The organism is Streptomyces sp. Alt3, assembly GCF_030719215.1.
Classification (GTDB): Bacteria; Actinomycetota; Actinomycetes; order Streptomycetales; family Streptomycetaceae; genus Streptomyces; species Streptomyces glycanivorans.
Map to the genome: position 1 here is coordinate 650,096 of NZ_CP120983.1, position 12,036 is coordinate 662,131.

The following is a 12,036-nucleotide window of genomic DNA, read 5'->3' on the forward strand; positions in this document are numbered from 1 at the left end:
GGCTCACTCTCCCGCCGCTCTCCGCGGGAGCCCGGTGCCCTCGGGCAGCGGTTAGCGTGTCGGAGAGGCGGCCGGAGGCGGTCCGGCCGCGGCAGAGGTATCCGCAGTGGACAAGGAGACAACGCCAAGTGTCGGACCCCACCCTGCAGCAGATGGCACGTCATGACCGTGGAGGCCGGCGAGGCCGGAGCACAGGGCCTGTACTGGGTGTGGCGGTGGCCGTCGTCCTGGCGGCCGGTGCCGGGTGGTGGGGGTACCGGGCGTGGTCCGAGGACACGCCGGAGAAGGACCCCGAGGTGGTGGCGGCGACGGCGCGGCTCCAGTCGTTCCTCGACGCCTGGGCCGCGGGCGAGGCCACGGAGGCAGGGGCGCTGTCCGACTCGCCGAAGACCGCGGAGTCGCTGCTGACCTCGGTGATGACCAATCTGAAGCCGACCGCGACCGAGCTGTCGGCTGGCGACGGTGAGAAGAACGACAAGGGCGAGGTGACCGTCCCCTACACAGCGCGGTTCACCGTGCCCGCCGTCGGTGTCTTCGGCTACGAGTCCGAGGCGACCCTGGTCCGGAAGGCCGAGCAGTGGATCGTGGAGTTCAGCTCCCCGATGGTCCATCCTCGGCTGGAGCCCGGCAAGACACTCGCGCTGAAGGCGGTGGCGAAACGTGCCTCCGTGCTCGACACGAACGGCGACGACCTTCAGGCCGCCTCGCTGCGCGGCTCGGTCGACGAGCAGGGCAAGGGCACCTTCGGCCTCGAGGCCCGCTACGACAAGCAGTTGCGGGGCGGCGGGGGTGCGGCCACCAGTGAGGTGGTGATCGCCGACCGGCAGTCCGGCGAGGCGGAGGCCTCTCTCACCAGGAGCGGTGCGAAGTCGGGCGAACCGGTGAGGACCACCATCGATCCGAAGGTCCAGGGTGCCGCCGCCGCGGCGATGGAGGGGCTGAAGGTGAACGCGGCCCTGATCGCCCTCGAGCCCTCGACGGGGAACATCCTGGCCGTCTCCAGCCGTCCGGCCGGCGGGCTCAACCGGGCGATGGCCGGCCAGTACCCACCCGGGTCGACGTTCAAGGTGGTCACGGCGGCGGCCATGCTGAAGGCGGGCGTGAAGCCGTCGGACGTGGTGGCGTGTCCCAAGTTCGCGCACGTCGACGGGCAGCGGTTCGAGAACCAGAACCAGTTCACGCTGCCGGCGGGGTCCACGTTCAAGGACTCCTTCGCGAAGTCCTGCAACACCATGTTCGTGGAGAACCGGGCCAAGGCGGGCGGCTCGGCCCTGCACGACACGGCGGAGGCCTTCGGGATCGGCGGGGTGTGGGACGTCGGGGACACGACGTACGACGGGTCGGTCCCGGTGAGCACGTCCGACAACGACCTCGCGGCGTCCACCATCGGTCAGGCCCGCGTGCAGGCGTCGCCCCTGGTGATGGCGTCGATCGCGGCGACGGTGAAGGAGGGCACCTTCAGACAGCCGGTTCTGGTGCCCGACGCGGTCAAGAAGAAGCACGAGGCGACCGCACGGCTCGACCCGTCGGTGACGGGCGCGCTGCGCGACATGATGCGGGCGACGGTGACGTACGGAGCGGGCAGCGCCCTCACCGGCCTTCCCGGGGAGCCGCACGCCAAGACCGGTACGGCCGAGTTCGGGCAGGAGAAGCCCCCGCGCACCCATGCCTGGATGATCGGCTACCAGGGTGCCGACGACCTGGCGTGGTGCGTGATGCTGGAGGACGGCGGTTCCGGCGGCGCCGACGCGGGGCCCGTGGCGGCCAGGTTCCTGGAGAACCTCACGTGACCCCCTCCCCGTCCTCGCCCTTCCGTACCTGACAGCCGGCCCGCGCCTCTCCCCTTCCGGCGCGGGCCGGTGATCCTTCCCGGTCGCAGCCTCCCCGGATCGGCCATAAGCTGCCCAGGCCGACACGGTGTGACCAGGGCTTCCGCCCTCGCAGGCAGCCGAGCCGTGTACCCCGAGGCCACAGGACCGAACGGGAGAAACCGCACCGATGATCCGCCCGCAGGCGGGCAGGAGAGCGGGAGCACCGCACGCCGCGCACACGCGCGACGGCGGACACGGCACATCCCCGAGGGAAGGAGCAGGCCCGATGCCGGACGAAGGACGCGGAGACGACGTCTACCAGCCCGATGGGTCGGACACCGACAACCCGCCCACGGACGACCTCGACCCCGAGAACGTCATCGACGAACCCGATCTCGACGACACACTCGACACCGGCTACTCCCCGCCCGAGAAGCCACTCGGCGTCACCAAGTACGGCACCACGGGCGAAGAACAGCGGGAAGGCGAATCCCTCGACCGCCGCCTGGCCCAGGAAGTGCCCGAGGACGACCCGCTCCTGACCGACGAACCCCACGAGGGCCCGGAGGACAACGGCCCCGAGGAGGACGACGCCGGCACCGAGCGCGCCGGACGCCTCACCACCACCGACGAGGAACCCGGCACCGACCGCAACAACAGGACCCTGGGACGCGACGTCGGCATCGACGGAGGCGCGGCCACAGCCGAGGAGGCCGCACTCCACATCCAGGAGGACGACGAGGTCTGACTCCTGCGGGAACACATGTGCACGGCGATCAGGGGAACGGCACGGAGACGGACCACGACCCGGTGGGCCGTTCGGAGGAAAGGTGACAGCCGATGACCGGCGACGAACTCAAGCAGCGGAAGGTGCTGGCCGTGGTGACCAACTACGGCGTGGAGCAGGACGAGCTCCTGGTGCCGCTCGAACACCTGCGCGGCGCAGGAGCCCGGGTCGACGTGGCGGCGGTCTCGATGGACGACATCCTGACGCTGGTCGGTGACAAGGACCCGGGCAAAACCGTGCGTCCCGACCTCACACTGGACGATGCCGACCCGACGGACTACGACCTGCTGCTCATCCCGGGTGGCACCCTGAACGCCGACACGCTCCGGCTGCAGAGCGCCACCAACGGGATCGTCCGATCCTTCACGGACTCCGGCCGCCCCGTCGCCGCCATCTGCCACGGCCCCTGGGCACTGGTCGAGGCGGGCGTCGTCCCGGACAAGCGGCTGACCTCCTACCCCTCGCTGCGGACCGACATCCGCAACGCCGGGGGCGAGTGGACCGACGAACCGGTGGTGACGGACGGCTCCGGCGGCTGGACGCTGATCACCTCACGCAACCCGGGCGACCTGGAGCCGTTCGTACGGGAGATCGGAACGGCGCTCGCGGCACGTCCGTGACGTGGGCCCGGATCACTGCCGGCGACTCGGTGAACAACCCTGTGCCGCCTCAGCGTTGGCGCGGCAGCTCCTGCGACACCTCGATGAATGACGAAGGGCCGGTATCGGATGTCTCCGATACCGGCCCTTCTTCCACGACTCAGACGAGTCGGGACGACAGGATTTGAACCTGCGACCCCTTGACCCCCAGTCAAGTGCGCTACCAAGCTGCGCCACGTCCCGATGCGTTTCCTCCCGGTGTTCCGGGCGGCCTCGCAGGACAAACATTACCTCACTCGGAGGCCCGGATCGACGCGCATACCTGCTGGGCACGGGTGGCCAGCCCTTCCGCGCCGCAGGCGGTGGCCAGTTTCTGGGCACGGGCCACCTCCCGGGGGGAGCGTATGGCGACGCCGTACTCGAAGCGCGCGAGTGCGTGCTCGTAGGCGGAGGAGGAGGTCTCGAGGTGGCGTACCGACTCGGACAGCAGGTGGACGGCCTCCTCCTCGGGCGCGAACAGTGCCAGGCAGCGCAGGGCCTCGCCGATCGCCGTGTCCGTGCCGAAGCGTTCCGCGTGGACGCGTGCCCGGGTGGCCAGCTGCGCGCCCCTGACCGGGTCGGTGTCGGCCAGGGCACGGGCGAGATCCCCGGCCCAGGGCGCCCAGACACCGTTGAAACGGCCTCGGGGCTCCAGCGCCGCTCCAGCCGATTCCAGCTCGGCGACCGCCTCCTGCGTCCGGCCCTCGGCCAGCAGCAGACGGCCCCGTACGCACGGGGCGTCCGGCAGGACCATCGCGCTCGGGTAGGGCGGGCCGAAGTCGTACCGGTCGGCGACCAGCCGCGCATCCGCGGTCCGGCCCCGGGCCAGCAGAGTGTCGACGAGGAGACAGGTGGCGTCCCAGTGGACGGGCAGCCCGCTGCCGGCCCTGTCCGCGAGGCGGAGGCCCTCGCGGAGGAAGCCCTCGGCCTCGGCGAGACGGCCGCGCCTGCGGTGCACGAGCCCCAGGAGGGTGTGCGCGAACGCGAGGTGCGCTCCACTCCAGCCGGAGATCTCGAAGGCGCGCACGGCCTCACCGAAGAGTGTCTCGGCCCGGTCGAGCTGGTCGGTGAACGCGTAGGTGATGCCCACCATCGCGGGGAGTTCGAAGCCCCATTCGGAGTCGGTCCAGCCCAGTCCGCGGGCGGGCCGCCCGTCCACGAGCGCGCGTTCGCAGAAGTCGACGACCTGCTGGGCGTTCTCACCCCGCAGCATGGCGTCGAAGGCACGCAGGGTGAGCAGGGCGCGCTCGGCGTTGTCGCGACCCTTGAGGTGGTCGGCGTTGCGGGCGAGACGGGCCGACCGCGCCGGGCCGTCGTCCTCGGTGGCCTGCATGCCCTCCCAGAGGAAGTGTGCGGCCTGGAGCCGCATCAGGCCGGGGCCGGGTGCCGTCCGGGACGCCTCGGCGGCCAGCGAGAGCGCCGCGTCCTTGAGCTGGTTGTTGTGGGACAGGGCGGACGCGAGCCGGAAGGTGGCGTCGATCCGGAGTGCCCCGTCGAGCCCCGGGGTGTCGAGCGCGGCACGCAGGTGCTGCACCGTGGTGGCGGGTGAGGAGAGCAGGGTGGCGCAGCCCAGTTCGTACAGCAGCGCCGCCCGGTCGCGCGGGCGCGGCGGCTCGTCCAAGGCGCGTTCGAGGCAGCGTCTGGCGGCTTCCGGGGCGCCGACCGCCAGGTGCTGCCGTGCGGCGTCGCGGAGCTGCGCGACCAGTTCCTGGTCGTCGTCCGGGTGGACCTCGAGCAGATGCCGGGAGGCCGCGGCGGCCCCGAGGCCGGCCTGGGTGATCGCCCAGGCGGCCCGTCCGTGCATGGCGGTGCGGGTCGCCGGCGGGATCGAGCGGTAGACGGCGCTGGCGATGAGCGGGTGGACGAATTCCAGCGGGTCGAAGCCGCTGACGATGCGGGCGTCCCGCAGCCGCGCCGTGCAGTCGGCGGCCTCGGCCGAACTCATCCCGGCCAGTGTCGCCGCCAGTTCCTGGGAGATCTCGGTGCCGAGGACGGCCGCCGCCCAGGCGAAGCGGTTGGCGTTGGTGCCGAGGCGTTCGAGTCGGGCGACGAGCCCGCTTCCGCGGGCCGAGGCACCGAGTTCGCGCAGGAGGCCGGCGGATTCCTCGACCGGCGGCAGTTCGCGGTCCTGCGCCTTGGCTACGAGTTCCACCGCCTCGTACGGGTTGCCTCCGGTGACGGCCCAGACCTCGCGGCAGAACGGGTCGTCCGCGTGGTCGCCCAGGCCGGCCCGCACCAGTTCGGCCGTGGCCTCGGGGGTGAGCGCCCGGAGCGCCACCCGGATCAGCGCGGGGTGGCCCGCGCTGCCCGCGCTCTCCGCGCCGCGGGCGATGGCCCAGTCGGCGTCGCGGTCGGCGAACTCCTGGGGGCGGTGCGCCTGGACGACCAGCACGGGGAGTTCGGAGAGCCTGGCGGTGAAGCCGGCGAGCCAGGCGAGGGACTCGCCGTCGGCCCAGTGGGCGTCGTCCACTATGAGGAGCAGCGGCCGGTGACTGAGGCGGGAGGCGAGCCGGGACACGAGGTAGTCGAGGCCGTCCCGGACACCCTGGGGGTCGGGCTGCGGCCCGCTGGGATCGGCGAGGCCGAGAGCGGGTGCGGCGATCTCGAACCAGTCGCCGAAGAGGGCGCGCGTCTCGTCGGCGGGGAACCGGTCGAGCGCGGGCTGGAGCAGTTGGCGTACGACGTGGAAGGGCACCGAGGTGACCGTCTCGCCGCCCCGTGCGGACCATATGGTGCAGCGGTCGGCGGCCATGGCCTGGATCTCTCCGAGCAGCGCGGTCTTGCCGATGCCGGCCTCACCGCTGAAGACAAGCAGCCCGCCGGACGCCTGTCCCCCGCACAGCGCATCCAACGCCTTTGCGGCGGCGGCGAGTTCGGGGTCGCGCTCGTACAACGGCCGGGACGGCTTCATGCCTCCCCTTCCCAGGGTGGTTGCGGAGAGGACCGAGCCTATCCGCGCGCGGGTGCTCAAGAACAGGGTTCCGGTGGTTCTCCGCAGGTACGGGGCACAATCGGGGGGTGGACGAATCTCGCAGGGACCGCGACGAGGAAGGCAGGGCGCGCAACGCGCGCCCCCGGGACGGGCTCGGGCGCCCCCTGCCGTACGGGAGCCCGGGGGTGGAGCGGCAGCCCGAGGGGGTGGTCCGCTCCCCCGCCGAGACCGTGCGGGAGGCACAGCGGCTGCTGGACGCGGGGATGCCGTTCCACGCGCACGAGGTGTTCGAGGACGCCTGGAAGTCGGGTCCGGACGCGGAGCGCGAGCTGTGGCGGGGACTGGCGCAGATGGCGGTCGGCCTGACCCATGCCGCACGGGGCAACGCGGCGGGCGGGGCACGCCTGTTGAGGCGGGGCGCGGTCGCCGTGGAGGGGTTTCGCACCTCGGATCCTCACGGGATCGCGGTGGACGGACTGATGGCCTGGGCGCGGGATCTCGCGGACCGGGTGGCTCCCTCCGGTGACGGGGAAGGGGCCCCTCCCGGTGTCGACGCCGCCGAGGAGGCGCCCCGGTTGCGACGGGAGGACCGGGCCGGGGAGTGAGCGGCTGAGTGCGATAGGTTTTGCTCCTTCTTGACGGCCCGTTGATCGCGTCCGTCACGTTCATGTTCCATTCCTCGCCATCTGCTCAGGAGACGGACGCCCCGATGACCGACATCATCAACGGCCTCGGCCGTGCCACCGCATACGGGGCCCTCGGCGTCGTACTGCTCGTTCTCGGCATATTTCTGATCGACGCGCTGACACCGGGCAAGCTCGGGCGCCAGATATGGGAGGAGCGCAACCGCAACGCGGCGCTCCTCCTGAGTTCGGCGCTGCTCGGCATCGGCGGCATCGTGTTCACGTCGATCTGGACGACGTACGAGGACTTCGGCAAGGGGCTCGCCTCGACGGCCGCGTTCGGGCTGCTGGGTCTGATCATGATGGCCCTGGCCTTCCTCGTCGTGGACCTCGTGACGCCCGGAAGGCTGGGGGCCACGCTGGTGGAGCGGGAGCCCCACCCGGCGGTGTGGGTGACGGCGTCCTGCAACCTGGCGGTGTCCGCGATCGTCTCGGCGTCGATCGCCTGATCCCCGTGCGATCAGGTGGTCCGTCGAACACGGCGGGGCGCAGCCGTTACGATCCGGCCTCATGAGCACTTCGGACCAGGATCAGGACCAGCGGCAGGAACAAGAGCGGGAGCAGGAGCAGGACCACGATCCGGGTGGGGACCCCGGGGAGATACCCGGGGCCGCCGCGCAGGAACGGAGACTCACTCCACGTCAGGCGCGGCGGCTGCGGATCGTCCTGTCCTCCGTGGGCATGGCGGCGATGGCCGTCGTCCTGGGCCTGCGGATAGCGAGCCGTTCCTCGGTCCTGGTCGTCGGAGTGTACGGGCTGGCACTCATCCTCTGCGGTGTGGTGATCGAGCTCAGCAGGAACGGCCGTACCCGGCTCGGCAGCTGGCTGCTGGGAGTCGGGCTGGTGGCCGCCGTCGGCGCGGACTGGCTGCTCATCCCCTGAGCCGGTCCCGTCACAGGGCGGTGATCCGTACGTCCGTGCCGTCCGGGTCGACGTGGTCGACCCAGTCGGCCCTCAGAGTGAACGGTCTGCCGGGGACCGCGGTGGACAGCAGGCGCTGCCGGTGGAGTTCCCGCCCGTCCTGCGAGACGACGAGCAGCGGGCGGGGCAGCCGTCGCCAGGTGCGCAGCACGAACCGGTCCCCCGGCGGGCGCGCTCCGTCCGGCCCCGTCATGTTCGGGGCGATCCACCGCAGGGGTGCGTCGACGACCAGCCTTCGTCCGCCTCCGGCCGGGCCCTCGGTGCCGGCCAGGCGGTGCAGTACGGGCACCGCCACGGCCCGGCCCTCCTGGGCCGCGTAACCCGCGCGTTCGACGGCGTGCAGCAGGTTCCCGACGGCGAAGACGCCCGGGCGCGAGGTCCGGTGGGCGGCGTCGTACGCGGGTCCCCGGGTCCCGGGGTCGAGGAGGATCTCTCCACGCCTGGCCAGTTCGTGGTCGGGTACGAAGTCACCGGTCAGGACCACGGTGTCGCAGCGCAGGGTGGTCGTACGGCCGTCCTCGTGGCGCAGTGCCACCCCGGACAGACGCGCCCTGCCGGTGAGTCCGGTGACGGTGGCACCGGTGAGCAACGGGACGCGCGGGCTCCGCAGCCGGAGGGCGGGGGCCGTCCGGTCGGTGACCATGGCGACGACATGGACGCCGGCGGCGCGCAGGGTGGCGACCGCCGCGTGGCCGACGGGCTCGTCGCCGACGACGACCGCCGTGGTGCCGATCCGCTGGCCGTACAGATGGACGGCCTGCTGGAGCTCGCCGGTGGTGTACACACCGGGCGGCCGGGCGCCGGGGATCAGCCGGGCGCTGCGCGGCCGTTCGCGGGCTCCGGTCGCGAGGATCACGGCCCGGGCGGTGATCCGTTCGAGTCCGGCGGGTCCGGTGGTCTCGACGGTGCGGGGCCCCGCCCAGCCGGTGACGGTGACTCCGGTGCGCAGGGCGGCGCCCGCCGCCACGGCTGCGGCTACGCCCCTGCGCGCGAAGTCGGGCCCCGTCGTGCCTCTGCGGGCGTACGCGGACCCGGCCGCCGACGCCCACGCGTACGCGGACCGGTCCAGGCGGCCGCCGAATCCGCCGTGGTGGCAGTGGCGGGGGATCCCGCCCGCCTCCTGCTCGCGTTCCAGGATCTCCACCCGGCCCGCGGTCGCGGCGGCGAGTTCGGCTCCGGCGGCGAGACCGGCGGGGCCCGCGCCGACGATCAGGACGTCCACCTCGCGTGCTTCGCCGGTCACGGTCGTTCCTCCTCGAACAGGGCGCGGACGGCGGCGCCGCAGTAGAAGCCCTGGCAGCGGCCGCCACGGGCGCGGGTGCGGCGCCGCAGACCGTCCGGGGAGTGCGGCGGGATCGTCGAGGCCAGCGCGTCCCGGATCTCGCCGAGGGTGACCTGTTCGCAGTGGCAGACGAGGGTGCCGTACGCCGGGTCCCCCGCGATGAGGGCGGCGTCACGGTAGGGGCGGGGGAAGGCCTCGCCGAGGTTGGGCATCGTCAGGGGCGGGAGATCGTGCGGTTCGCCGGGGTCCAGACCGACGGCCGTCAGCAGCGCGATGACATGGCGTCCGATCGCCATGGACGCGGTGAGGCCGGTGGAGCGGATGCCGCCGACGGCGACGTAGCGCAGGCCGGGGTACTCCTGGATGCGGTAGTCCTCCTGCCCGGTGGCGGCGCGCAGACCCGCGTAGACGGCGGTGACCTCCTCGTCGAGGAGTCCGGGCACGATCCGGCGGCCCTTCTCCCGCAGGAGGCGGATGCCGTCGGCCGTGGAGCCGGTGGCGGTCTTGTCGTCGAGCTCCTCGGCGGTGGGGCCGAGGAGGACGTTGCCGAACACGGTCGGCGCGACCAGCACGCCCTTGCCGGCGGGGCCGGGGACGGGCAGCAGGATGTGGCCGACGAGCGGGCGGGCCAGCTTGTCGAAGACGACGAGCTGTCCCCGGCGTGGGGTCACGGTGAACACGTCGTGGCCGAGGAGGCGGTCGATCTCGTCGGCGTGGAGCCCGGCGGCGTTGACGAGGTATCGGGCGCGCAGCGGGCCGCGCGAGGTGGTGAGCGTATGACCGTCGGCGTCGGCGGTGACGTCCCGCACCCGGCAGTTCAGGTGCAGGTGGACGCCGGCGCGGACCGCCTGGGTGGCGAAGGCGAGCGGGGTGGTCCAGGGGCAGATGATGCTCTCGTCGGGAACGTCGAGTGCGCCCAGGGCTCCTGGCCCCAGGTGTGGTTCGCGGGCGCGCAGTTCGTCGGCGCCGATGATGCGGGACGCGTGGTACCCGTTGCGCTCCGCCTTGTCCCGCAGCCCGGGCAGTGCGGCGAGCTGGTCCTCGTCCCAGGCCACGAGGAGCGCTCCGACGCGTTCGACCGGGATACCGGTCTCGGCGGCGTAGGCGGCGAGGAGGTCCCTTCCCTCCCGTACGAGGCGGGCCTCCAGCGATCCGGGTGCGGCGTCGAATCCGGTGTGCAGGATCGCGGTGTTGGCCTTGGACGTCGCGTTGCCGATGTCGTCGGACGCGTCGATCAGGGCGGTGCGCAGCCGGTGGCGTGCCAGTTCGCGGGCGACGGCCGCTCCCACGACGCCCGCGCCGACGACGGCGACGTCGTACGTGCCCTCCGCGTCGTCGAGCGGGGGCAGGGGGCCGGCTGTGGTGAGGGTGACGGTCACGCGCGCTCCAGCAGGCTGTCCACGGCGGACCGGAAGCCCGCGAGGCGCTCCGACGCCTCCTCGGGGCCGATCCGTGGTTCGTACACGCCCGAGGGCTGCCACGGGGGTGTGGCGCGGCTCGGGGGGAGGTCCGGGTCGAGCCCGAGCCTGGCCACCACGCCGGCGCCCAGCGCGGTCGCGTCGGGCAGCGCCGAGACCTCGACCGGCCGTTGCAGCAGGTCCGCCTGGGTCTGCATGAGCAGGGAGGAGCGGGTGAGTCCGCCGTCGACCCGCAGCGTGGTCAGCGGGGCGCCCAGGTCGGACGCGACGGCGTCGGCCAGGGCGACCACCTGTGCGGCGATGCCTTCGCAGAGTGCCCTGACCAGATGGCCCGCGGTGGTGTCGAGCCCGAGGCCGGTCACGGAACCGCGCAGGTCGCTGCGCCACCAGGGGGCCGCGAGGCCGGCGAGCGCGGGGACGAAGGTGACCCCGCCGGTGTCGGGGACCGAGGCTCCCACCGGGTCGAGGTCGGCGGCGCCGGAGATCACCCCGAGGTCGGTGAGCCAGCGCACGGCGGAAGCGGCCGTGTACACCTGGCCGTCGAGGCAGTAGGCGGTCCGCCCGCCGAGACGCCAGGCGACGCAGCTGACCAGGCCGGTGGAGCCGGTGCTCGGGCGGCTGCCGGTCTGCGCGAGGAGGAACGCCCCTGTGCCGTAGGTGCATTTGGCCTGGCCCGGTTCGAGCGCGTTCTGCGCCAGCAGTGCGGCCTGCTGGTCCACGAGGAGGCCGGTCAGGGGGATCTCCCCGCCGAACGCGGTGGTGGTGCCGACCTGTCCGGCGCAGTCGACGACGGCGGGCAGCCGCTCGTCCGACAGGCCGAAGATCTCCAGGGCGGCGGAGGACCAGCCGACGTCGTGGAGGCCGAGCAGTTGGGTGCGTCCCGCGGTGGCGGCGTCGGTGACGAAGGCCCCGGTCAGCTGGTGGACCAGCCAGGAGTCGCTGGTGGTCACGACCCCTTCCCGGGTCAGCTCGCGGCGGATCCACGCCATCTTGGGTGCGGCGAAGTACGGGTCGAGGGGCAGTCCGGTGAGCCTCTTCAGCTCGTCCCCGTGTGCCGCGAGGTCGCCGCAGATCCCTTCCGCTCGCCGGTCCTGCCAGACCACGGCGTCGGTGAGCGGCCTTCCGGTCGCGGGGTCCCAGGCGAGCACCGTCTCGCCCTGGTTGGCCAGGCCGACGGCCGCCACGGGTTCACCGGCGTCCGCCACCGCCTGCCGGCCGGCGTCGAGCACCGACCCGATCAGCTGGGCGGGGTCGACCTCCACCAGGCCGCCGGGGCCGTAGCGGGGGCGCACCGGCGCGGAACCGGAACCGATCACACCCCGCTCGGGACAGATCACCAGCGCCTTGGTCCCGGATGTCCCCTGGTCGATGGCGAGTACCGGGTCTGTCAATCGACGCTCCAGCCGTGCGGACCGCCCTGACCCGGGCGGAATCGTGATCATCTGCTCCCTGTGCCCACAGTCGTGCAGACCACGCCCTGCGTCAACCCCGGCCGGAACATCCTGTCCAGCCTGGCGCAGAGCCGTCAACGTCCGGCTTCCGGTGGCTACTTGAGTAAGATCCG

General features: G+C 72.7%; 10 protein-coding genes and 1 tRNA gene. 6 read left to right on the forward strand and 5 right to left on the reverse strand.

What is annotated here, in order from left to right; genetic code table 11:
• The first annotated feature begins 128 nt into the window (after nt 1-128).
• From P8A20_RS02960 to P8A20_RS02970, 3 genes are all read left to right on the forward strand, one after another.
• Nucleotides 129-1,790: a penicillin-binding transpeptidase domain-containing protein gene (locus P8A20_RS02960; RefSeq protein WP_147958077.1), complete on the forward strand. Its 1,662-nt coding sequence runs from the start codon at nt 129-131 to the stop codon at nt 1,788-1,790.
• A gap of 307 nt (nt 1,791-2,097) precedes the next feature.
• The gene (locus P8A20_RS02965; RefSeq protein WP_147958076.1) at nt 2,098-2,559 is read left to right on the forward strand and encodes a DUF5709 domain-containing protein; all 462 of its coding nucleotides are present in this window, start codon (nt 2,098-2,100) and stop codon (nt 2,557-2,559) included.
• Between the two features lie 92 nt (nt 2,560-2,651).
• Nucleotides 2,652-3,218 carry a DJ-1/PfpI/YhbO family deglycase/protease gene (locus P8A20_RS02970; RefSeq protein WP_147958075.1) on the forward strand — a complete coding sequence of 189 codons (567 nt, stop codon included), beginning with the start codon at nt 2,652-2,654 and terminating at the stop codon, nt 3,216-3,218.
• A 148-nt stretch (nt 3,219-3,366) separates the two neighbouring features.
• Here P8A20_RS02970 and P8A20_RS02975 read toward each other — a convergent pair.
• Together P8A20_RS02975 and P8A20_RS02980 are read right to left on the reverse strand one after the other, a co-directional pair.
• Nucleotides 3,367-3,440 (reverse strand) — tRNA-Pro (locus tag P8A20_RS02975).
• A 49-nt stretch (nt 3,441-3,489) separates the two neighbouring features.
• Nucleotides 3,490-6,147, reverse strand: coding sequence for an ATP-binding protein (locus tag P8A20_RS02980; RefSeq protein ID WP_147958074.1), 2,658 nt, complete (start codon nt 6,145-6,147; stop codon nt 3,490-3,492).
• A gap of 107 nt (nt 6,148-6,254) precedes the next feature.
• Here P8A20_RS02980 and P8A20_RS02985 point away from each other — a divergent pair, with 107 nt between their 5' ends.
• The 3 genes from P8A20_RS02985 to P8A20_RS02995 all read left to right on the forward strand — a co-directional run bounded on the left by P8A20_RS02985 (nt 6,255) and on the right by P8A20_RS02995 (nt 7,733).
• Complete coding sequence (locus P8A20_RS02985; RefSeq protein ID WP_147958073.1) at nt 6,255-6,773, forward strand: DUF309 domain-containing protein; 519 nt, start codon at nt 6,255-6,257, stop codon at nt 6,771-6,773.
• 104 nt (nt 6,774-6,877) lie between these two features.
• The gene (locus P8A20_RS02990) at nt 6,878-7,300 is read left to right on the forward strand and encodes a DUF350 domain-containing protein (RefSeq protein ID WP_147958072.1); all 423 of its coding nucleotides are present in this window, start codon (nt 6,878-6,880) and stop codon (nt 7,298-7,300) included.
• A 61-nt stretch (nt 7,301-7,361) separates the two neighbouring features.
• Nucleotides 7,362-7,733, forward strand: coding sequence for a hypothetical protein (locus P8A20_RS02995; protein ID WP_147958071.1), 372 nt, complete (start codon nt 7,362-7,364; stop codon nt 7,731-7,733).
• 10 nt (nt 7,734-7,743) lie between these two features.
• Here P8A20_RS02995 and P8A20_RS03000 read toward each other — a convergent pair whose 3' ends face one another.
• Genes P8A20_RS03000 through P8A20_RS03010 form a run of 3 tightly spaced genes read right to left on the reverse strand, consistent with a single transcriptional unit; the run spans nt 7,744 to nt 11,863 of the window.
• Nucleotides 7,744-9,015 carry an FAD-dependent oxidoreductase gene (locus tag P8A20_RS03000; RefSeq protein WP_147958070.1) on the reverse strand — a complete coding sequence of 424 codons (1,272 nt, stop codon included), beginning with the start codon at nt 9,013-9,015 and terminating at the stop codon, nt 7,744-7,746.
• Nucleotides 9,012-10,433 (reverse strand): FAD-dependent oxidoreductase, encoded by a 1,422-nt coding sequence (locus P8A20_RS03005; RefSeq protein ID WP_306102791.1) that lies wholly within the window; start codon nt 10,431-10,433, stop codon nt 9,012-9,014. The genes P8A20_RS03000 and P8A20_RS03005 overlap by 4 nt, the downstream gene beginning before the upstream one ends.
• Nucleotides 10,430-11,863, reverse strand: a complete 1,434-nt coding sequence (locus P8A20_RS03010) for an FGGY family carbohydrate kinase (RefSeq protein ID WP_187282047.1) — start codon at nt 11,861-11,863, stop codon at nt 10,430-10,432. Before P8A20_RS03010 ends, P8A20_RS03005 begins: the two co-directional genes overlap by 4 nt.
• Nucleotides 11,864-12,036: the final 173 nt, after the last annotated feature.